Here is a 20,547-nt window from a genome sequence, read left to right as displayed (position 1 = left end):
TGCCGGAACAGGATAGAGGAGGCGGCATGAGGTCAGGCGGCAATGGCATGTTTCGCTCCCTCTCCAACCGCAACTTCCGGCTGTGGGTCAGCACCAATCTCTTTTCCAACATCGGCACCTGGATGCAGGGCACGGCCCAGACATGGCTGGTGCTCACCGAACTGACCGATCATAGCGCCGGCGCGGTCGGCATTCTCACCGCGCTGCAGTTCCTGCCGCAAGTGCTGCTTGTGGCGGTGACCGGATCGGTTGCTGACCATGTCGACCGGCGCAAGCTGCTCATCACGATCCAGTGCTTCCAGACCCTGCTGGCGCTCAGCCTTGGCGCGCTCATCATTTCGGGGCTGGCGGAACTCTGGCACGTCTACATCTTCGGCTTTGCGCTCGGGTGCTGCATGGCGTTCGAGGCGCCGGCGCGGCACAGCTTCGTCTCTGATCTGGTGGGGGACGAGATCATCGGCAACGCGGTGGCCATGAACAGCACGGCCTTCCAGACCGCCCGCATGATCGGCCCGGCACTGGCAGGCCTGTGCATCGCGCTGGTCGGCACGGGCTGGGTGTTCGTGATCAACGGGCTCTCCTACCTGATCGTCACCACCGGCCTGCTCAATGTGCGGGTGACGCGGCATGCCCATGCGGCGGCGCAGCCGCGCGGGGTGAGCCGGCTGCTCGATGGCTTTCGCTATGTGGCCGGGCGACCGGACATTCGCACCGTGTTCCTGATGCTGTTCTTCTTCGGCACGCTGGGCATGAACTTCGGCATTTTCATCAGCGTGATGGCTGCTACCGTCTATCAGCAGGGTGCCAGCGAATATGGCTTGCTGACCTCCATCATGGCAATCGGCTCGGTCACCGGCGCCTTACTGACCGCCCGGCGCGACCGGCCGCGGATGCATCATGCCGTTATCGGCACCTTCCTGTTCGGCTGTTTCATGACAGCCGCCGCGCTCTCGCCGAGCTACATCCTGTTCGGACTGGTGCTGATCGGCGTGGGGCTGGCAGCCCAGACTTCGCTCACCTCATCCAACGGCTTCGTCCAGTTGGCGACGGACCGGGCGATGCGCGGGCGGGTGATGGCCATCTATGTCGCGATCACATTGGGCGGCCTGCCGCTCGGTGCGCCGCTGATCGGCTGGGTCGCCGACACCTATGGCGCGCGGGCTGCGATGGGCGTGGGCGGCGCGGCCGGCTTTCTCTCCGCAGCGATTGGCCTCAGCTATCTGATCCGCGTGCGCAACCTGCGCTTCATCTGGGATGACGAAGGACCGCGCCTGCACATGAACCCGGACCCGCATCTGCGTGAGCCCGGCCCGGCGGTGCTACCGCCAGATCGGGCGCTTTAGGAGCGACGCTCCCTCCCCCGCGCGGCGCGGTGGGAAGGAGCGCGTCTAGTCCTCGTCAGCCCCAGACCTCCTGGGCCACCTCGGCGACCAGCTCCATCTTCGCCTTCTGCTGGTCGAAGGCGATGTCATTGCCGTGGACGGTCGAGGCGAAGCCGCATTGCGGCGACAGGGCAAGCTGGTCGAGCGAGGCATATTTCGTCGCGTCGTCAATCCGGCGCTTCACCTCGTCCTTGGTCTCCAGTTCACCCAGCTTGGTGGTGATCAGGCCGAGCACGACGATCTTGCCCTTCGGCAGGAAGCGCAGCGGCGCGAAGTCGCCCGAGCGCGCATCGTCATATTCGAGGAGGAAGGAGTCGATATCGACCTCGTTGAACATGATCTCGGCGACCGGCTCATAGCCACCCTCGGCAGCCCAGCTGGAGCGGAAGTTGCCCCGGCACAGGTGCATCGCCGTGAACATGTCATCCGGCGCGGTGGCCAGCGCATCGTTGATCATCTTGGCATAATGGCGCGGCAGATCATCGGGATCGAGGCCCCGCTTGCGGGCATTTTCGCGCTGCTTGTCATCGCACAGATAGGCCAGATTGGTATCGTCGAGCTGCAGATAGCGGCAGCCGGCATCGGCGAGATCGGCGACTTCCTCCTGATAGGCCGATGCCACGTCCGCAAAGAAATCGGCCATGTCCGGGTAGACCGCCTCGCTGATCCCTTCGCGCCCGGCGCGGAAATGCAGCATGGTCGGCGAAGGAATGGTGACCTTGGGCGTCTCGCTCACCACGCTGGCGAGATATTCGTAATCCGCGCGCTGGATCGGCTTGGCGTGGGCGATCTTGCCGGTCACCACCATTTTGGGCGGCGCGAAATGCACGTCCTTGCCGATGGCATTCTGGAACTGCACTTCCATGCCGCCGTGCTCCTCGATGCCGTCGAGCTGCAGCAGAAAGTCGGTGTGGAAGAATTTGCGGCGGAACTCGCCGTCCGTCACCGCCTTGACGCCGACGCTCTCCTGGAACGCCACGACATCGGCAATGGCCTTGTCCTCGATCGCGCGCAGAGCGGCAGCGTCGATCTTGCCGGCGGCATGATCGTGTCGGGCCTCGATAAGCGCCTGCGGGCGCAGGAAGCTGCCGACATGGTCGGCGCGGAAAGGGGGTTTGGACGTCATGGCAGTCTCCAGCTCCAACCGGCGCAACGCACGCCGTACGAAATCATCATATAAAGGATTCTTTATATATAGGAAGCTTTATGTGACAAACCGACACGCTGAGCCGACAAACGAAAAAGCCCGGCGCAAGGCCGGGCTTTCCTGGGATGCTGCGAAGAGGGCCAAGCCGCTCAGGCGCGCGCCTTCGCAGGCGCTTCCGCGATCTCCTTGGGCCGCAGCACGATGTGGCCGACGGCGGTGTTGGAGGCCGGAACATGATAGAAACGATGCAACGCCTCCACCTCGGTGCCGAGCGCGGCGCGCATGATGAGCCACATGATGAGCTCGATGCCCTCAGTGCCCGCCTCGCGCAGATATTCCAGCCGCGTGATGGCGCGCAGCTCATCGGTCTCGCCGACGAGCTTGTCCAGAAAGGCATTGTCGAACTCGGGATTGATCAGCCCGGCGCGCGGCCCCTGCAACTGATGGCTCATGCCGCCAGTGCCCCAGATCTGCACGTTGAGATCCTCGGGATAGGTTTCGACGGCATAGCGTATCGCCTCGCCCAGCGCCCAGCAGCGCGCGCCCGAGGGCGTCGGGAACTGCGTCACGTTCACCGCAAGCGGAATGACCTTGCACGGCCATTTGTCGACCTTGCCGAACATCAGGCTGAGCGGAACCGTGCAGCCATGGTCCACATCCATATTGTTCATCAGGGTCATGTCGAACTCGTCGATGACGAGTTGCTCGGCCATGTGCGCGGCCAGCTCGATATGTCCCTCGACAACCGGAACCTCGCGCTTGCCCCAGCCTTCGTCGGCCGGCTCGAATTCCTCGGCCATGCCGAGCGCGAAAGTCGGCACCACGTCCAGCATCATAGCAGACGCATGATCGTTGTAGCACAGGATGACCACGTCAGGCTTTTCCTCCTGCTCGAAGGTCTTCACCCACTCATAGCCATCGAAGATCGGCTTCCAGTAATCGTCCGTCGAGCGCCCGGTGTCGAAGGCCGCGCCGATAGCGGGGACGTGGCTGGTGGCAATGCCGGCGGTGATCCGCGCCATGTCAGTTGCCCTCCCGCTTGGAGCGCTGGCCAGTCGGCGAGCGACCGCCGGACCGCATCATCGCGGCATATTCGTCGGGCGTCATGTTGGTCATCGAGCTCACGGCACGCTGCGTGCTCCAGCCATCGGTATTGGAGAGCTTGACGAGGAAGTAGATGTTGCCGCCCAGATCGATGAGCTTGCTGAAATCGCGATCCTGCACGGCGCGCTTCTGCTCCTCACTCATCTTGAACTTGTCGAGATAGGCGCGCTCATGGTCCTTGAACTCGGCGCGGTTGCCGGCTTCCATCAGCGACATGCAGAATTTGTGCAGGTGATAGGCCTCACGCGAGCGGCGGGCGTTGAACACGGTCGTGCCGGGAATATCTTCCAGCTCGCTGAGCGGATAAAGGCGAGTGCGCATGGCGGACCTTTCGATCGGTCGAATGAAGAATGTAATGGAAGGCCTGCGCCTTTCCAATGGCAGAGGCCCTTGTCATTGTGCGCCTGCGAAATCAAGCGGGGTGATGCTGTCGGACGTGCGCATTGGCCCTGCCTGCAGCGCAAAATCGAATGAGAACACCTCGCCTTCAAAAGGATACGCAAGCCCCTCCTCTGAAGAGGAGGGGAGCAGGCGGTGTCATTCCGCGGCGCCTTTTGTCTTTAATCCCGCTCCGGCTTTCGCGGCCGTGCGCCGCCGGTGGGCCGCTTGGCACCCGGGCGCGCGGCTGGCCCGGCCGGCTTGGCCCCCTTGCCGCGCGGCTTCGGCGGGCCCTTGAAGCGCTCGGGCTTGTCCGGGGCGCTGCGGGAGCGGCGTTCCCCACGGCGAGCCTTGCGCATGTCCTTGGCGTGGGCGGTGGACGCACGCTTGTCGGCGGCCTTGCGGTCGGAGGCGGTCGGCTGGATGTCGATCTCCAGCGGCAGATCGCCCTCGTTCACGTCAAAGCCCAGGCTCGCCAGCGTTTCAGCGAAATGGAAGGGCGGCTCGGCCTTCACATCGAGCGGGGAGCCATCGGGATGATCGATGCGGATACGCCGGGCGTGCAGGTGCATCTTGCGGCTGATCGATCCGCTGAGGAACGCCTCCTTGCCGCCATATTTGCCGTCGCCCACGATCGGGTGGCCGATTTCGGCCATATGGACGCGCAGCTGATGGGTGCGGCCGGTGTGCGGCTGCAGCTCCACCCAGGCGGCGCGGTTGCCGGCGCGCTCGATCACCCGGTAGCGCGTGCGGGCGGGCAGGCCGTCCTTCTCATCGACATGCATCTTCTCGCCGCCGGTGCCCGGCTGCTTGGCGAGCGGCAGGTCGATGAAGCCGTCCGATACGGAGGGCACGCCCATGACGATGGCCCAATAGACCTTTCGTGCGGTGCGCGAGGAGAAGCTCTTGGCGAAATGCGCCGCGCTGCGCGAGGTGCGAGCGAGCAGCAGCGCCCCGCTGGTGTCCTTGTCCAGCCGGTGGACGAGGCGCGGCCGGTCGTCGCGCTCGAACATCAAAGCATCGAGCAGTCCATCGACATGCTCGTGCGTCTTGGTGCCGCCCTGCGTGGCAAGGCCCGGCGGCTTGTTGATCACGATGGCCTGCGCGTCGCGGTGGATGACCAAACCCTCGGCAAAGTTGATCTGATCCTCGGTCAGGATGGGGCGCGGGCGTGGTGCCTTGCCCGCTTCCTTTGCCGCAGCGACATCGAGCGGGGGCACGCGCAAGGTCTGCCCCTCGGCAATGCGGTCGCCCGGCGTCGCGCGGGCGCCGTCGACGCGCAATTGGCCGGTCCGCGCCCAACGCGAAACGACGGCGAAGCTGGCTTCCGGCATGTGGCGCTTGAACCAGCGGTCGAGGCGGATGCCATCATCCTCGGCACGTACGGTGAACTGGCGTACGCCAGCGAGGTCGGTCTTGCTCATGCCGTGGCACTCCGCATGAGGGTGAGGCCCAGCGCCAGCGCGCCGATGGAGGCGGCGACGGAGAGCAGCACATAGCCTAGCGCATTCAACGCTTCGCCGCGCTCGATCATCAGCATCGTCTCCAGGCTGAAGGCGGAGAAGGTCGTGAAGCCGCCGAGCAGGCCGACTGCCACGAGCAGCCGGATTTGCTCGCCCTGCTGGCCCTGATAGCGCGCGGCCAGCCAGCCCGCGACGAGGCCCATGGCCAGCCCGCCCAGCACGTTGGCGGCGAGCGTGCCCCAGGGATAGCCCGGCCCCATGATGCGCAGGCTCGCGCGTCCCAACTGGTAGCGCAGGGCCGCGCCGATGGCGCCGCCGATCATCACGAGAACTGTATTGAGCATGGTCCATGCCCTAGCCGCTTTTGCGCAACAGGCAAATGGGCGTTCGCTGGCGAAGCCTTGGTGGCCAGCCTGCTCAGTCGGATGGCGCCAGCAATCCATCCCGAGCCAGTGTCCGGTCGATCTCGGCAACGAGCCTTGTGTAGCGGGGGTCTTCGACACTGCCGTAGCCCGCGGCGAAGGCGGCATCGCTCAGCCCCTCGTCGTTCTGAAGCAGGGCAGGCGGCAGCAGGCGTTCCTGCGTCACGGCCGCCAGGCGTTGCGCCACGTCCTGCGACCGGTGCGGATCGCCAGCGGCCTGCGCGATCTGGAAGCCGGAGCGGTCCGCAGCCAGATCGACGAAGGAGAAGCCCGAGGCGGTGCCGGTCTGGAACGCCGACGCGGCAGACAGGCTGTCCGCCAGTTCCTTCCATTCGCCCATCGCGGATGAGAACTGCACACCGGTCTGCGCAGCCAGCGCGGCGGACAGCGCCCAATGCTTGGGGAGGTCGTCCCGGCCATGGAGCGTGATTGCCGTCGCAGGCGGCGGACAGCGGCGCGTGGCGCTCGGCTCCAGCCCGGCCAGTTGCCCGGCGCGCGGATCGACCACCAGCATCGCAAGCGCGACAAAGCCCGCGCGATTCGTTTCCGTCGTCGCGGCTCGGCCCGGGGGGAAAGCGCGGCGGACCTGTATGGCAAAGTCGCTTTGCGGATCGCGCGCCTGCAGCGCCACCAGTGCGCAATAGCGATCGAGCACCTGCGCGCCGTCGATCGCGTCACCGCCGGTAAACTGATCGAGCAGGCCGGTCTTTGGCGGCAACTGCACCGCCGCCATCACCGCGCCATTGCGGATGGAGAAGCGCTGCACGACCGTGTCGAGCGGCGGGATCACGGCGCCGCGCAGACGCAGCAGCTGACGCAACCCCTCCAGCAGCAGCCGAGTCGGATATGCCGGCAACGAGACCGCGCCGATGCGCGCCTCTACTTCGGGAAATCCGTTACTCGGGCCGCTTACGACCAGACCGACATTCAGCCAGCGCCCGAGCGGCAGGGCATGGCTCGCGGCGACATGAAGCCGCTCATCGTGGAGATAGAGATCGAGCCGGTCAGGGCGGAAGCCATGAGTTGCGAGCGCACTCAAGCCATCGAGGTGGGTGGGCGTGAGCGTAAGCAGGCTGACACCGCCGGGCCGCTGCCTGCTGGCCTGCAACTGCTCGATTGCGGCCCGACCGGCACCGACCTGCAGAGGCGTTGGCGTGGGGCGGGCGTCGGCAAGGGGCGCCCCGCTGGTGAACAGCACCGCGCCGATGAGCACCGGCAGGACGAACAGGACGAAGAGGATCGCCAGAACGCGCCAGACCTGCTGCCGCGGGCTACGGCCTGCCAATCCCATCCACGAGCCAGAGGCACGCTTGCGCTGCATCGCGTCCCCTATTCGTTACGACTGCCCCTTCGCCTAGGCGACGAGCGCAATCCGCAGACTCGTCAGCCGGCTACCGTCATCAAGCGCTTTTCGCCGGCGATCCGCAACATGGCGCGCTGCAGTTTCTCGAACGCCCGAACCTCGATCTGGCGCACGCGCTCGCGGCTGACGCCATAGACCTGGCTCAGCTCCTCGAGCGTCTTGGGCTCCTCCGCGAGGCGCCGCTCCTGCAGGATATGCCGTTCGCGGTCATTGAGGTCGTCCATCGCATCGAGCAGCATGTCGTGCCGCACGTCGCTTTCCTGCGCGTCGGCAATCCGCTCATCCTGCAAAGGCCCTTCATCCGCCAGCCAGTCCTGCCACTGCCCTTCGCCGTCATCGTTCATCGAGACGTTAAGGGAGGTGTCGCCGCCCATGGCCATGCGGCGGTTCATCGAGATGACATCATCTTCCGAGACGCCGAGATCGGTCGCGATCTTCGTCACATCCTCGGGGCGCAGATCGCCATCCTCGAAGGCTTCGATCTGGTTCTTCATGCGGCGGAGGTTGAAGAACAGCTTCTTCTGCGCCGCCGTGGTGCCGATCTTCACAAGGCTCCACGAGCGCAGGATGAATTCCTGGATCGACGCGCGAATCCACCACATCGCATAGGTCGCGAGGCGGAAGCCCCGGTCCGGTTCGAATTTCTTCACGCCCTGCATCAGGCCGATATTGCCCTCGGAGATCAGCTCGGAGACGGGCAGACCATAGCCGCGATAGCCCATGGCGATCTTCGCCACGAGTCGCAGATGGCTCGTCACCAGCCGCGCCGCAGCCTCCGGATCGCCATGCTCCTGATAGCGCTTGGCGAGCATATACTCCTCCTCGGGCTTGAGGAGCGGGAACTTGCGAATCTCCGACAGATAGCGGTTCAGGCTTGCATCGCCGCCAAGCGCAGGGATCGTTGCAGGGAGATTACTGCCGTTACTCACGAAACTTCATCCTTCTGGAGCGCGCAAACAAGAAGGGGCATCGCGCTCATCCTTATACGCAAAGATGGCTGAACAGTTGCTGCATGTCATCCGTAATCGGGCTTTCAAAGCTGAGAGGCTGGCTTGTGACCGGGTGGATGAAGCCGAGCCGGGCCGCATGAAGCGCCTGACGATGGAAGCCAAGTTCGGCGAGCAGCGCCTTGTGGATGCCGCCGCGGGCATAGACAGGATCGCCCAGCAGCGGGTGACCGAGATGGGCCATGTGCACGCGCACCTGATGGGTCCGCCCCGTCTCCAGCCGGCATTCGATCAGCGCCGCCCGATCCAGTCGCTCGAGCGTGCGATAATGGGTGATGGCGTGCTTGCCGCGCCCCTCGCGCTGCACCGCCATCTTCTTTCGATCCGCATCCGAACGGCCGATCCATTGATTGACCGTGCCGGAAGGCGGCGTAGGTCGCCCCTGCACGATGGCGAGATAGCGCCGGTCGATGCTGTGATCCTTGAACTGGCGGGCCAGCCCCTCATGTGCCTGATCGGTCTTGGCGACGACGAGCAGACCGGAGGTATCCTTGTCGATGCGGTGGACGATGCCGGGCCGCGCGACCCCGCCAATGCCGGAAAGCTGCCCGGCGCAATGGTGGAGCAAGGCATTGACCAGCGTGCCATCCGGATTGCCGGCAGCGGGATGCACCACCATGCCCGCCGGCTTGTCCACCACGATCAGATGCGCATCCTCATGGGCGATCACCAGATCGATCGCCTGCGGCTGCGCCTCGGCGGGCGTCGCCTCCGGGATCTCCACGGCAAAGGCCATGTCGGCCTTCACCTTGTAGGCCGGATCAGCCGCCGGGCGGCCGTCCGGCCCGGTCACCTGCCCTGCCAAGATCAGCGCCTTCACGCGCTCGCGCGACAGGGCTGGCAGCACGCTCGCAAGCGCGCGATCCAGTCTCATGCCGTGCTCGGCCTGCGTGATCAGCGCCGTAATGCTGGTAACCCCCGTTTCCACGGCCTAATATCTGGGGATGGCCGTGCACATATCAAGACCGCTGCGCGATGCGATCCGCGCGCAGGCGAAGGCCGCCGCCCCGCTGGAATGCTGCGGCCTCCTCCTGGGCCAGCGCCTGGCTGGCGCGGACGGCGGGACGACCGACATCGCCATCGCCGAACTTCGCGCTGCCGCCAATGTCGCGGAGCAGCCCGAGCACCGCTTCGAGGTCGATCCGGCCGTACTCATCGCCGCGCATCGCGAGGCGCGCCAGGGCGGGCCGGCCATTGTCGGCCATTATCATTCGCATCCCCATGGCGAGGCCGTCCCCTCGGCGATCGATGCGGCCATGGCGGGGGCGGCGGGCGAGATCTGGCTGCTCGTCGACGCGCGCGGCGACCTTCTGGCCTGGCAAGTTGTTGCGTCAGGCCGCATCCATGGCGTTTTCGATCCCGTCGAACTGGTCGGTTCGCCGCATGGGCGGCTTGCACCCGCGCGCCCGCAGCGCCATGAGGGCACGGCCATCGCCTGAAGAGAGGATATCCCCGTCTTGGTCAAATCCACCGCGTCCGACTCCATCGATTTCGCCAGCCTGCTCTGCTCTCGCCTGTGCCATGATCTGCTCAGCCCCGTCGGCGCGCTGAACAACGGCATCGAGCTGCTTGCCGATGAGACCGACCCGCGGATGCGCGAGCAATGCCTCACGCTGCTGGCGGACAGCGCCCGGACGACGGCGGGCAAGCTCAAATTCTTCCGCTTGGCCTTCGGTGCCGGGGGCGGATATGGCGAGGCCATTCCCGTGCACGAGATCCGTTCTGCCGTGGAAGGCATGTTTCCGCCCGGCGGCAAGATCTCGCTCGACTGGATGATCGCCGGGGACAGCCTTTCCAAGCCGGCCGCCAAGCTTTTGCTCAATCTGGTGCTGTTGACCGGCGAAGCCCTGCCGCGCGGCGGCGTGATCGCCATCGGCGCGGAACAGCAGGGCGGATCGACCGAGATCGCGGTGCGCGGCGAAGGCACGCGCATCACCTTCGACCCCGCCATTCGCGCCGGGCTGGAAGGGCATGGCGATCTGACCACCCGCACGGCCGCAGCCGTGATGATCCGCACGGTGGCGACCGAAGCGGGCGGCGAGCTGATGATCTCGGGCGCTGATGAGCCCCACCTGCTGTTCGGCGCGCGCCTGCCGGCTTGATTCCGCCTGTGTGAGAGCCCGACCGGCAGGTCTTAACCGGGCTTTCACGACTTGGCCCCAAAGGTGTCGCCGCGTTAACCACAGGCGGCGGCATGGACGAGATCATCGGGGAGTTCATTGCGGAAACTCTTGAAACGCTGGAGGTCCTCTCCGGCGAAGTCGTCGCGTGGGAAGCGGACCCGACCGACAAGTCCCGCCTCGACGCGTTTTTCCGGTTTTTTCACACCGTCAAGGGAAGCTGCGGCTTCCTGAACCTCCCCCGTTTCGAGCGGCTGGCGCATGGCGCCGAGGACGTGCTGGCAGCCATCAGGCGCGGCGAACGGCTGGCCGATCCCGCCACCGTCACGGCCGTGCTGGCGGTTATGGACCGAATCGGCGCGCTGGCGCGGGGCTTGGGCGGCGAGCCCGTCCCGGATGAAGCCGATGATGACGGGCTGCTGGATGCCCTGTCACTCCGGTCTGGCGGCTTTGAGCTCTTTCACCCGATCGCGCCTGCCGCAGCGATGCCGGCCCCGCCCCGCGAACCGCCCGCACCGCGCGCCGACTCAGTAGAAGCACCCGCTCCCCCAACGCCCAGCCCGGAGCGACCGACCGCCCCACCGCGGGACAAAGCGCCGCGCACGATTCGACTACCGCTGGCGCTCATCGATCAGCTGATGAACGGCATCTCCGACATGGTGCTCGCCCGCAACGATCTGGCGCGCCGGATGCGCGACCATGGCGTCGCGCCGGATGTGGAGAGCAGCTTCGAGCGGATGTCGACCAATGTCGCGGACCTGCGCGACATGATCAGCAAGACGCGCATGCAGCGGGTCGACCGCCTGTATGCGGCCATCCCGCGCATGGTGCGGGACCTCAGCCGCGAACTGGGCAAGAAGGTCACCGTGACTCTCGACGGCGGCGATGTCGAGATGGACCGCGAAATGATCGAGATGGTCGCCGACCCGCTCACCCACATCGTCCGCAACGCCCTCGATCACGGCCTTGAGCTGCCGGCAGATCGTATCGCCGCCCGCAAGCCGGACGTCGGGCGCCTGAACATCGTCGCCCGTCAATCGGGCAACCAAATCGTCATCGAGGTGGCCGACGACGGGCGCGGCATGGACCGGGCGGCCCTGGTCGATCGGGCGGTCGCGGCCGGGCTTGTCACCGCTGCCGAGGCGGCCGGGATGAGCGACGCCGAAAAGCTGAACCTGATCTTCCTGCCCGGCCTCAGCACGGCGCGGGAGGTGACCTCCATCTCCGGGCGTGGAGTCGGCATGGATGTCGTGCGGGCCAATATCGAGCAGATCGGCGGCGTGATCGACATCACGACCGCGCCCGGCGACGGCACCGTGATCACCATGCGCGTGCCGCTGACACTGACCATCATTCCCGGCCTGATCGTGCGGTGCGGCGGCCAGACCTTCGCCATGCCGCGTGGCAATGTCGTCGAGCTGATCCACGAAAACAGCGCCATGGTCTCGGTCGAGGAGGTCGCCGGCGGACGCATCGCGACCATTCGCGGCGAGCGTCATCCGGTTGTGGCGCTTGAGGACGTGCTGGGCCTTGCCCCTCAGGCCGAAGCGAACGGGCCGCGGACCTTGATGGTCATTCGCTCCTCGGCCGGCCAAAATTATGTGCTGGGTGTCGAAACCGTCGACAGCAATGAGGAACTGGTCATTCGCCCGGCCTCACCGGTGATCGCATCCGCCGGCGCTTTTGCGGGTATGACGCTCCCCGACAACGGCCAGCCAATGCTGCTGCTCGACGCTACCGGGCTCTTCCAGATCGCGCAATTGCCCGTGGTCGATGCCGACAAGGCGCGCAGGGATCATCACAGCCAGGAACCGACCGAGGCCATCGATACCTTGCAGGTGCTCTTCTATCGCGACCGGGATGGCGTGGAACGGCTGATGCCGCTGCCCATCGTCGAGCGCGTCGAGGAACTGGACTGTGCGCAGATCGGCCGCTCGGAGGGGCGCGCATTCGCGCGAATCGAGGAGCGCCTGCTGCCGGCGCTCAACGTCCGCCCGGATGAGACCGGTGTGCTCAAGGCCATGCGCCTGCATGATGGGCGCGATCTGCTCATCTTCCTCATCGAAGAGGTGCTGGACATTCTAGAAATCCCCGCCCGGCTGGACGTGCCGATCGGCCGGGGACGGATCGCCGGCCTGGTGCTGGTTGGCGAGCAGCAACTGGAACTGGTCGATCCGTTCACGCTGTTCGAGGAGGTCGCGGCCCGCCCGGCCTCTGACGCCGCCGCGCAGGCCGTGCGCTGCATGATCGCCGATGTCGAGGACCCGTGGATGCGCAACATCCTGGCGCCGCTGCTCGTTCAGGCCGGCTATGACGTCGTTCTGGGCGCCGCAGGCGACGCGCCGCCCGATGTCGTACTATGTGGCAGCGGCCACGCCCCAGCGCCCATGGGCGTTCCGGTGCTTGCCCTGCGGGAACAGCCGCAACTGCCCGCCGACCCCGACGCGCCGCCCTCCATCTACCGCTATGACCGCGCCGGGCTGATGGCGGCGATCTCCAGCTTCGCACGGAAGGCCGCATGACCGACTCGCTGTTCCTGTTCGCGTCCATCGCGGGCGCCCCGATTACCGTGCGTGCCTGTGCCATCGAAGCCGTGGTGCGGCTGGGGGACATCGTACCCGTGCCATTGGCGCCTGTGCATGTGCGCGGGCTGGCGGCGCTGCGCAGCCGGGTGCTCACCGTGATCGATCTGCAATCGCGCATCTTTGGCACGGCGGCGGATGCACAGACCGCACCGCTGGCGATCGTCGCAGACATTGCCGGGCACAGCTATGGCTTCCTCATCGATGCCGTGACCGATATCTGCCAGGCGCAGGGTGGCGTGCAGCCATTGCGCGGCCGCATCGATCCTGCCTGGCGGCCGTTCGTTTCCGGCCTCGTCGATTATGATGGCCACAGCCATCTTCTGCTCACACTCGCCGATTTCACCAACGCCCCGTCTGGCGCGCTGGCCGCCTGAAATATTTAACGAATTTACCAAAATGACACGCTCTGCCCGTAGGTTACGTAGCCAAGCAAGTATCAGGGGTCGCGACTCATGCCGAACTGCCTCATTGTCGATGACTCCAAGGTGATCCGAAAGGTGGCGCGCCACATTCTCGAATCCCTCGATCTCGACGTTCACGAAGCGCAGGACGGACGTGAAGCGCTCGACATGTGCGAAGGGCAGGTGCCGGACGTGGTGCTGCTCGACTGGAACATGCCGGTGATGAGCGGCCTGGAATTCCTCAAGGAACTCTCCCGCCGCAATTTCGCCCATCCGCCCAAGGTGATCTTCTGCACCACCGAGAATGGCGTGGACCATATCCGCGCCGCCGTCGATGCCGGTGCCGACGAATATGTCATGAAGCCCTTCGATCGCGACACGCTGGAGAGCAAGCTCCAGATCGTCGGGGTTCTCTAAGAGCTCGGGAGCGCCGGGAATGGCGTGCGCTGCCCTCCTGTCCGATGCCAGCTCCGGAACCGATGGTTCGCGCATCGATGTGCTGATCGTCGATGATTCGCTGGTCGTCCGCCGCGTGCTGGGCCGGGTGTTCGGCGAAGATCCGCGCTTCCGCGTCGTTGGCACGGTCGCCAGCGGAAAGCAGGCTCTGACTTTCGTGGCCAGAAGGTCGGTGGACCTGGTGCTGCTCGATATCGACATGCCCGAGCTGGACGGCTTGCAGGTGCTTCCTCATCTGCTTGGCTCCGATCAGCGCCGGCAGGTGGTGCTGCTCAGCGGTTCATGCAGCGAGGGCAGCGAGGTCGCCTTGCAGGCGTTGGCTTTGGGTGCCGGTGATGTCGTCGCCAAGCCCAGCGCCGGCCATTTCAGCCCGCAATTCGTGGAGCATCTGCTCGATCGCCTGGCCCATCTGGCGCCGGCGGCAGAACGAAGCCGCACGCCGGAACGATTCGATGAGGCGAGCGCACGCCTGCGGCCACCAGGCACGCTCGTGCGCGCCGTGGCCATCGGCGGATCGACCGGCGGGATCAGCGCGATTCTCTCCGTCATCAAGGGCCTTGAGGACAACCCGGCCTTTCCCATCTTCATTACCCAGCATCTGCCTGCCAGCTTCCAGCCGCTGCTGGCAGAACAGCTCCGCCGCGCCACACATCTGCCCGTGGTTCTGGCGGAACAGGCCATGCCGGTGCAGCCGGGCACCATCCATCTGGCACCCGGCACTGCCCATCTTTCGCTCGGCAAAGGAGCGCGCGGGCAAATACTGGTGCGATTGAGCACCCAGCGCTGCCTGCATGAGAGCTTCCCGGCGGTCGACCCGATGTTCACCGCCCTGGCGCGCCATTATGGACGCGGCGCCTGCGGCGTCATCCTTTCCGGCATGGGGCGCGACGGACTGGCCGGCGCGCAAGCCATTGTCGGCGCGGACGGCTGGGTGATCGCGCAGGACCACCAGTCGAGCGCGGTATGGGGCATGCCCGGTTCGGTCGTGAAGGGAGGTCTCGCCAGTGCCATTCTGCCGCCCGCTCAGATCGCCGAGCTGATCATGCAGCAATGGCAGGCAGGCGCATGACCATGCAGCCAGTTTCCAACGCCGCCTGTCGCCTCGCCGAATTGCTCCACCGGGAGACCGGGCAGACGCTCTCGGAAGCACGGCGATGGCGTATCGAAACGTCGCTGCGACCGCTGCTCCGCGCACACGGGCTGCGTACTCTGGAAGAGCTCGTGAACGCGATTGATCGGGCGCCTCACGGGCTCCTGCAGGCCGAAGTGATTGACGCCCTGCTCAATCACGAAAGCTCGTTCTTCCGGGATGTCAGTGTCTTTCACGCGATCGAAAACAGCGTCCTGCCCGCACTCGCCCGGACGCGCGCGGATCGGCGACTGCGCATCTGGTGCGGCGGGTGCTCGACCGGGCAGGAAGCCTATTCGCTGGCCATGATCGTCCACCGCTCGGCCGCGCTGGCCGATTGCACGGTCAGCATCCACGCCACGGACGTATCGGCCCTCGCGATCGCCAAGGCAAAGCGCGGTCGGTTTTCGCAGATGGACATGCAGCGCGGCCTGCCGATCAGCGAATTGCTGCGCTGGTTCCATCCCGTCGACAACGAATGGCAGATTGCCGGCGAGCTTCAGCAGATGATCGTTTTCCAGCAGGACAATCTGCTCGACCCCGTTCATGGCGCAGGGCCGTTCGATCTCATCCTGTGCCGCAACGTGCTCTTTTACTTTTCCGAAGAGAGGCGCCGCCGCGCGTGGAAAACGCTGTCGGGCCGGGTTCGGCCCGGCGGCTATCTCGCGCTCGGGGCGGGCGAAATGGCCTGTGCCGAGTCCGGCTTTTCGGCCTGCCGGGGCCTCAGCTGCCTGTATCAGGCCCGTGAAGCCCGGCCCGATCAACCGCGCATGATGCTGCCTGCAGGCGGCGCTTCCTCCGCACCCGCCATTGAGCTAGGACAGGGCTGACCGCACCGCCCGGCAACATGCCGGCATGCGCAAGGAAAGTGGCCCAGTTCTGCATGATCGAGACGCCGTCACCCAATTTTGACGACCGAACGCTCCCGGTTTCCATCCTCGTCCTGCACTATACGGGGATGCCGGACGCCCAGAGCGCGATCAACTGGATGGCCAATCCGGATAGCAAGGTCTCCGCACATTATGTCGTCACTGAGGAGGGCAAGGTGGTCCGCATGGTCGAGGAGGCCAAGCGCGCCTGGCATGCCGGACGGGCGTGGTGGCGCGGCATCACCGACGTCAATTCCGCGAGCATCGGCATCGAGATCGTCAATCCTGGCCATGAATGGGGCTATCGGCCCTTCCCACAGGCCCAGATCGATGCGCTGATCCCGCTCGTCCACGACATCATGCAGCGCCACCGCATCACGCGCGGCAATGTCGTGGGTCACAGCGACGTGGCGCCCGCACGCAAGCAGGACCCCGGCGAGCTGTTCCCGTGGAGCAAGCTCGCCCGGCTGCGCCTCGCCCTGCCGCGCCCGACCCGCAATCTCATGGACCCGCTCTGGAGCGACGGCGCCTTCATGCTCGCGCTCGAGCGATTCGGCTATGATATCGCCGAGCCGGAAGCCGCGGTGACAGCATTCCAGCGCCGCTTCCGCCCGGAATTGATCGACGGCGTGATCGACGGGGAATGCCGCGCCATCCTGCTCGCTCTGCTGCTGCCTAGGCCCCGCGGCGACGACTGAGGGTGATCGGACAGTACGGACCGGAATATTTTTCAGTGCCTGCACACTGAAATCTATTTCGGGCGTTTGGCGGGGATGATGACAGCGAGGGTGGTCGCACAGCGCCGCAACGGGCTTGGGGGGAGAACGCGATGACCGGGCCGCAATGGCTCTCTATCGCTACGCTTGCCGGCATGATGGTGCTCTTCCTCTGGGGGCGCTTCCGCTATGACGTCACGGCCGTCATCGTTCTGCTCTTCGCGGTCCTGATCGGCATTGTCGATCCGGCCGACGCCTTCTCCGGCTTCTCGGACGATATCGTCATCATCGTCGGCTCGGCGCTGGTGCTTTCGGCCGCCGTGCAGCGCTCCGGCGCGATCGAGGTGGGGTTGAAATTCGTCGCGGGTCGCGTGCGCCATGTCCGCTCGCAACTGCTGCTGCTTACCGCCACGGTCGGCACGGCCTCGGCGCTGGTCAAGAATGTCGGCGCGCTTGCCATGCTGATGCCCGCCGCCTTCCAGATGGCCAAGCGCAACAACGCCAGTCCCTCGGTCTTCCTCATGCCCATGGCCTTCGCCTCGCTGCTGGGCGGGCTGATGACGCTGGTCGGCACCTCGCCGAACATCATCGTCAGCCGCGTGCGCACGGAGATGACCGGCGAGCCCTTTGGCATGTTCGATTATTTCCCGACCGGGTTTGGCCTGTTTATCGTGGGCCTGCTGTTCCTGCGTTTCGGCTACCGGCTGCTCCCGCGCGATCGTCGCGGCGCGGCGACCATGGGCGATGCCATGGACATCTCCGGCTATGTCACCGAAGCAACCGTGCGCGAGGACACGCCGCCCGACGGCGAGACGATCGCCGCCTTCCTCAAGCGCCACGACCATGAGGTGCAGATCACCAGCCGTCTGCGCGGCCGGCGTCCGCTCTCGACGCAGGGCAATGCGCGGTTGCAGGAAGGCGACGTGCTGATTCTCTACGGCGAGCCGGATGCGCTGGAGCGGGTCATCGCCCGCGACGCGCTGGAGCTGGACGGCGAGACGCGCGATTTGCCCGAAGGCAGCGAAGGGGACGAGATCGGCGTCACCGAGGCAGTCGTGACGGCCGAGTCCCCGCTGGTCGGGCAGAGCGCGGAGCGGCTGCTCCTCCAGCAGCGCTATGGCGTCAATCTCATCGCCGTCTCGCGCGCCGGGCAGATGCTCGGGCGCAAGCTGGGCGAGATCAGCCTGCGTGCGGGCGATGTCATCGTGCTGCAGGGGCCCCTCGGCCTGCTGCCGGCGCGGCTGCGCGATCTCGGCGCGCTGCCGCTGGCGGAGCGGGGCGTCAAGCTGGGCAAGTCACATCGCGGCTGGCTGCCGCTGCTCATCCTCGCGGTTGCGATGACCGCCACGGCGAGCGGCTATGTGCCGGTGGCCATCGCCTTCTTCGCTGCCGCCGCGCTCACAGTCATCAGCGGCGCGCTGCCGGTGCGGGAAGCCTATGATGCGGTCGAGTGGCCCATCCTCATCATGCTCGCCGCGCTCATCCCGGTCAGCGACAGCATCCGGAGCACCGGCGCGTCTGATGTCATCGCCACCAATCTCGCTCATGTCGCCGCCGCCCTGCCCCCCTGGGGCGCCGTCGCGCTCATTCTGGTCGCGGCCATGGCCGTGACGCCGTTCCTCAACAATGCCGCGACGGTGCTGGTGATGGCCCCCATCGCCGGCGTCTTCGCGCATGACCTCGGCTACCGACCAGAAGCCTTCCTCATCGCCACCGCCGTGGGCGCGGGCTGCGACTTCCTCACGCCCATCGGCCATCAGTGCAACACGCTGGTCCTTGGCCCCGGCGGCTACCGCTTCGGCGACTATGCCCGCCTGGGCGCACCGCTCTCGCTGCTGGTGGTGCTCATCGGTACCCCGCTCATCATCTGGACCTGGCCGCTGCAGTAGGGGGTCCCCACCACGAAATGGCTTGGGGATCTGCAATTCCGACGAGAACGACTGCAGTGTCGCCCTCCATATTTGCTTTCTTACCGCGGCACCGCAGCGAGCGTGGGGCGACACAGGATGCTCAGTAGGGCAATTGCCACCGAACGTCTTGAACTTGGAACCGGCAGGATGAGCCGCCTTGCATATCGTAACGGATCGTTGGCACCCGTGCCGCTGCCACATGGTCGAAAGCAAAGGGGGGATCGGCCATGAGGATGCGGGGATTTTCAAGTTGGCCGGCACTGCTTAGGTCGAATTCGACCGTTGTATTGCCGACGATCCCGGAAAAGGTGAGGTCGGATGGATAGTCCTCCGACTGAATGTTCGCTGACACGAACGTCGGCCGAGTGTCAGGTCTCAAGCAGGCACTCGGCGCGATCTTCAACGCATCGTAGAGTGTGGCCGCGGCTTTCATGTCCCCCCGCTCTCTTTCTCGCCCAGCGAGGCGGAGAATGACTGCTCGCCGTCGCGGGTCAGTCGGCGCGACGCGCCGCCGCAGCACCGCGAGCGTAGAGGTCAGCAGCTCTCGCTTCATAGTGCTCGACAGGTTGGGGGCATCGTCTAGAGACACCGCCATCCCGTACAGCAAATCGAGGGGCAGGGTGGAATCGGCGGCCGCGGCGTCCATTATACTGGAAAGCTCGACCTCGGCCTGCTCAACTGTTCGAGTTTGCGCAGCCACTGACATTCCTAGAATTTTCAGTCGATAGGCCATTATGAAGGATTTGGGCGCGTCGTTGTTATCAAGGATGGACAGGGTGCGTTGCGACAGTTCCAGCAAGCGCAATTGAGCGTTCTTGTCCGCGGTGAAGAAGGCAGGTTCGCTGGCGATCTCAATATTAATCAAAGGGGGAAGTAGCATGATCGAAGTCGCGCCATATTTCGCCTCTCTTCGACCAAGCTCCGTCAGGTTCTCCAGGAGATCCTCTTGCTCGGTTTGCCCCCACGGTAAATAGACGCCTGCGCCGGACATCCAGGCAACTATTTCATCTACCAAAGTTCTGCCCGCCTTATACGAGGCGGCAGGCAAGCTCCTGCACCGGAGGGCGAGATGGCTGATCTGACGGGCCGGACTGTCTATGGATTCGGCTTGCAGCAACGCCGCCAGAAATGGCTGCGCAATCCCTGCTCTGCTAGCCCATACGAGCCCCACATCCGTTCTGAATTGCGGTTGCTGCCGGAGAAGCTCGACAATCACCACATCTTCCGGCCGTAGGCCTGCTTCCCCACAGACTGGCAGGTTGCCCAAAACAGCATTTTGCGGGGATCCATAAGTAACTTGCGAATGCCCGACCGCGAGCATCGCGAGGTAGCTGGAGCGGTTTGCCGAACGAGCGGCCAAGAAGGCCAAGTCCCCGGCAATGCGGGCTGGAGCAGCGCTTGTGGGCGCCGCATCAACGGCTCCAATCCACGCTCGTCGAAGGATGTCTGCGGATACCGCATCACTGTGAACAATAGCTTCTGATCGGCCTTCGATCAGGTCGGCCTCCCAACGATATTTGGCCGGTAAGTCACTCCGCTGAAAAGATTTCAGATAAGTGATTGCAGCGGCCGGATCAGTAATGAGTAGCTGCCGCGCGACGCCCAGGCGGGCCTGCCACCGTTCGTCTAGGTCGCCCGATGTCTCGTCGGCAACCGCCCGAAAAAGCGCTTCGGCGCCCTTAAAGTCGCCATTCACTTCGGATGCACGCGCCTGCATCAATCGATAACGGGCGCCATCGTCTGCCAAGGGGATTTTGACCGTCCGATCTATGATCGTCCGGACGGCCGGCAAAATCTTTTGAGCGGCAGCAGCCTCGATGGTCATGCGGTCGAGGATGCTATCGGGCTGTTTGGAGTCAGGTGACGGAAGTCGCTCGCTGATTGCGGCGTTCATTGTTTTGGCCGCTGCCGTAAGATCGAGGCGGGCGGTCTGCTCCCGAATTGTAGCAAGTGCCTGAGCCGCCTCAGCTGTTTCAGTGCTGGCAGCAGCGGTAAACAGCGCCAGTCCAACAACTATAGACATATTTGTCCCTTCCCCCTCTCGTCCCAACACCAGATCCTGAAGTGACATCTCATGCCGACAAAACCTAGCCCT

The 20,547-nt window shown here is 65.2% G+C and carries 19 protein-coding genes; 10 read left to right on the top strand and 9 right to left on the bottom strand.

Going from position 1 to position 20,547, the window contains the following annotated elements; genetic code table 11:
* The first annotated feature begins 26 nt into the window (after window positions 1-26).
* Window positions 27-1,343, top strand: coding sequence for an MFS transporter (locus tag M2331_RS16065; protein WP_181561203.1), 1,317 nt, complete (start codon window positions 27-29; stop codon window positions 1,341-1,343).
* Window positions 1,344-1,398: 55 nt separating this feature from the next.
* Here the strand turns inward: M2331_RS16065 and M2331_RS16060 are convergent, their stop codons facing one another.
* The 8 genes from M2331_RS16060 to M2331_RS16025 all read right to left on the bottom strand — a co-directional run bounded on the left by M2331_RS16060 (window position 1,399) and on the right by M2331_RS16025 (window position 9,140).
* Window positions 1,399-2,508, bottom strand: coding sequence for a 5-methyltetrahydropteroyltriglutamate--homocysteine S-methyltransferase (locus M2331_RS16060; RefSeq protein ID WP_181561202.1), 1,110 nt, complete (start codon window positions 2,506-2,508; stop codon window positions 1,399-1,401).
* 170 nt (window positions 2,509-2,678) lie between these two features.
* On the bottom strand, window positions 2,679-3,551 hold the full coding sequence (locus tag M2331_RS16055; RefSeq protein WP_181561201.1) for a class III extradiol dioxygenase subunit beta: 873 nt from the start codon (window positions 3,549-3,551) through the stop codon (window positions 2,679-2,681).
* Between the two features lies 1 nt (window position 3,552).
* A complete protein-coding gene (gene ligA / locus M2331_RS16050) occupies window positions 3,553-3,954 on the bottom strand; it encodes a protocatechuate 4,5-dioxygenase subunit alpha (protein ID WP_181561200.1) in 402 nt (133 codons plus the stop codon).
* A gap of 239 nt (window positions 3,955-4,193) precedes the next feature.
* The gene (locus M2331_RS16045; RefSeq protein WP_181561199.1) at window positions 4,194-5,435 is read right to left on the bottom strand and encodes an RluA family pseudouridine synthase; all 1,242 of its coding nucleotides are present in this window, start codon (window positions 5,433-5,435) and stop codon (window positions 4,194-4,196) included.
* Window positions 5,432-5,818 (bottom strand): fluoride efflux transporter CrcB, encoded by a 387-nt coding sequence (crcB, locus tag M2331_RS16040; protein ID WP_181561198.1) that lies wholly within the window; start codon window positions 5,816-5,818, stop codon window positions 5,432-5,434. The genes M2331_RS16045 and crcB overlap by 4 nt, the downstream gene beginning before the upstream one ends.
* Window positions 5,819-5,891: 73 nt before the next feature.
* Complete coding sequence (locus M2331_RS16035) at window positions 5,892-7,217, bottom strand: hypothetical protein (RefSeq protein ID WP_181561197.1); 1,326 nt, start codon at window positions 7,215-7,217, stop codon at window positions 5,892-5,894.
* 62 nt (window positions 7,218-7,279) lie between these two features.
* Window positions 7,280-8,188, bottom strand: a complete 909-nt coding sequence (gene rpoH, locus M2331_RS16030) for an RNA polymerase sigma factor RpoH (protein ID WP_181561196.1) — start codon at window positions 8,186-8,188, stop codon at window positions 7,280-7,282.
* 52 nt (window positions 8,189-8,240) lie between these two features.
* Entirely contained in the window at window positions 8,241-9,140 is a 900-nt protein-coding gene (locus M2331_RS16025) for an RluA family pseudouridine synthase (RefSeq protein ID WP_220128718.1), read from the bottom strand.
* Window positions 9,141-9,210: 70 nt separating this feature from the next.
* Between M2331_RS16025 and M2331_RS16020 the strand changes: the two genes are divergently transcribed.
* The 9 genes from M2331_RS16020 (at window position 9,211) to M2331_RS15980 (ending at window position 18,431) form a co-directional block, all read left to right on the top strand.
* The gene (locus tag M2331_RS16020) at window positions 9,211-9,705 is read left to right on the top strand and encodes a M67 family metallopeptidase (RefSeq protein WP_181561194.1); all 495 of its coding nucleotides are present in this window, start codon (window positions 9,211-9,213) and stop codon (window positions 9,703-9,705) included.
* A 9-nt stretch (window positions 9,706-9,714) separates the two neighbouring features.
* The gene (locus M2331_RS16015) at window positions 9,715-10,368 is read left to right on the top strand and encodes a histidine phosphotransferase family protein (protein WP_181561590.1); all 654 of its coding nucleotides are present in this window, start codon (window positions 9,715-9,717) and stop codon (window positions 10,366-10,368) included.
* A 92-nt stretch (window positions 10,369-10,460) separates the two neighbouring features.
* The gene (locus tag M2331_RS16010) at window positions 10,461-12,908 is read left to right on the top strand and encodes a chemotaxis protein CheA (RefSeq protein ID WP_181561193.1); all 2,448 of its coding nucleotides are present in this window, start codon (window positions 10,461-10,463) and stop codon (window positions 12,906-12,908) included.
* Window positions 12,905-13,345: a chemotaxis protein CheW gene (locus M2331_RS16005; RefSeq protein ID WP_181561192.1), complete on the top strand. Its 441-nt coding sequence runs from the start codon at window positions 12,905-12,907 to the stop codon at window positions 13,343-13,345. The genes M2331_RS16010 and M2331_RS16005 overlap by 4 nt, the downstream gene beginning before the upstream one ends.
* A gap of 78 nt (window positions 13,346-13,423) precedes the next feature.
* Window positions 13,424-13,789, top strand: coding sequence for a response regulator (locus M2331_RS16000; RefSeq protein WP_181561191.1), 366 nt, complete (start codon window positions 13,424-13,426; stop codon window positions 13,787-13,789).
* 19 nt (window positions 13,790-13,808) lie between these two features.
* Entirely contained in the window at window positions 13,809-14,897 is a 1,089-nt protein-coding gene (locus M2331_RS15995) for a chemotaxis protein CheB (RefSeq protein ID WP_181561190.1), read from the top strand.
* Window positions 14,894-15,787, top strand: a complete 894-nt coding sequence (locus tag M2331_RS15990; RefSeq protein ID WP_181561189.1) for a CheR family methyltransferase — start codon at window positions 14,894-14,896, stop codon at window positions 15,785-15,787. The genes M2331_RS15995 and M2331_RS15990 overlap by 4 nt, the downstream gene beginning before the upstream one ends.
* Before the next feature lie 53 nt (window positions 15,788-15,840).
* Window positions 15,841-16,524 (top strand): N-acetylmuramoyl-L-alanine amidase, encoded by a 684-nt coding sequence (locus M2331_RS15985; protein ID WP_181561589.1) that lies wholly within the window; start codon window positions 15,841-15,843, stop codon window positions 16,522-16,524.
* A 131-nt stretch (window positions 16,525-16,655) separates the two neighbouring features.
* Window positions 16,656-18,431 (top strand): SLC13 family permease, encoded by a 1,776-nt coding sequence (locus tag M2331_RS15980; RefSeq protein WP_181561188.1) that lies wholly within the window; start codon window positions 16,656-16,658, stop codon window positions 18,429-18,431.
* Between the two features lie 121 nt (window positions 18,432-18,552).
* On the opposite strand, the gene M2331_RS15975 is transcribed toward M2331_RS15980, so the two are convergent.
* Complete coding sequence (locus M2331_RS15975; RefSeq protein ID WP_181561187.1) at window positions 18,553-20,523, bottom strand: hypothetical protein; 1,971 nt, start codon at window positions 20,521-20,523, stop codon at window positions 18,553-18,555.
* Window positions 20,524-20,547: the final 24 nt, after the last annotated feature.

This window comes from Sphingobium sp. B10D7B (assembly GCF_025961955.1).
GTDB lineage: Bacteria > Pseudomonadota > Alphaproteobacteria > Sphingomonadales > Sphingomonadaceae > Sphingobium.
Note: the sequence above shows the minus strand (reverse complement) of the source record. Positions and strands in the feature narration are given on the sequence as shown.

Bases quoted from the DNA above. Each gene is read 5' to 3' on its own strand.
- M2331_RS16000 (WP_181561191.1), top strand. From the start codon at position 13,424: ATGCCGAACTGCCTCATTGTCGATGACTCCAAGGTGATCCGAAAGGTG.
- M2331_RS16025 (WP_220128718.1), bottom strand. From the start codon at position 9,140: ATGAGACTGGATCGCGCGCTTGCGAGCGTGCTGCCAGCCCTGTCGCGC.
- M2331_RS16020 (WP_181561194.1), top strand. From the start codon at position 9,211: ATGGCCGTGCACATATCAAGACCGCTGCGCGATGCGATCCGCGCGCAG.
- ligA (WP_181561200.1), bottom strand. From the start codon at position 3,954: ATGCGCACTCGCCTTTATCCGCTCAGCGAGCTGGAAGATATTCCCGGC.
- M2331_RS15985 (WP_181561589.1), top strand. From the start codon at position 15,841: ATGATCGAGACGCCGTCACCCAATTTTGACGACCGAACGCTCCCGGTT.
- crcB (WP_181561198.1), bottom strand. From the start codon at position 5,818: ATGCTCAATACAGTTCTCGTGATGATCGGCGGCGCCATCGGCGCGGCC.
- M2331_RS16065 (WP_181561203.1), top strand. From the start codon at position 27: ATGAGGTCAGGCGGCAATGGCATGTTTCGCTCCCTCTCCAACCGCAAC.
- M2331_RS15975 (WP_181561187.1), bottom strand. From the start codon at position 20,523: ATGTCACTTCAGGATCTGGTGTTGGGACGAGAGGGGGAAGGGACAAAT.
- M2331_RS16045 (WP_181561199.1), bottom strand. From the start codon at position 5,435: ATGAGCAAGACCGACCTCGCTGGCGTACGCCAGTTCACCGTACGTGCC.
- M2331_RS16005 (WP_181561192.1), top strand. From the start codon at position 12,905: ATGACCGACTCGCTGTTCCTGTTCGCGTCCATCGCGGGCGCCCCGATT.
- M2331_RS16060 (WP_181561202.1), bottom strand. From the start codon at position 2,508: ATGACGTCCAAACCCCCTTTCCGCGCCGACCATGTCGGCAGCTTCCTG.
- M2331_RS16035 (WP_181561197.1), bottom strand. From the start codon at position 7,217: ATGCAGCGCAAGCGTGCCTCTGGCTCGTGGATGGGATTGGCAGGCCGT.
- M2331_RS15995 (WP_181561190.1), top strand. From the start codon at position 13,809: ATGGCGTGCGCTGCCCTCCTGTCCGATGCCAGCTCCGGAACCGATGGT.
- M2331_RS16010 (WP_181561193.1), top strand. From the start codon at position 10,461: ATGGACGAGATCATCGGGGAGTTCATTGCGGAAACTCTTGAAACGCTG.
- M2331_RS15980 (WP_181561188.1), top strand. From the start codon at position 16,656: ATGACCGGGCCGCAATGGCTCTCTATCGCTACGCTTGCCGGCATGATG.
- M2331_RS16055 (WP_181561201.1), bottom strand. From the start codon at position 3,551: ATGGCGCGGATCACCGCCGGCATTGCCACCAGCCACGTCCCCGCTATC.
- M2331_RS15990 (WP_181561189.1), top strand. From the start codon at position 14,894: ATGACCATGCAGCCAGTTTCCAACGCCGCCTGTCGCCTCGCCGAATTG.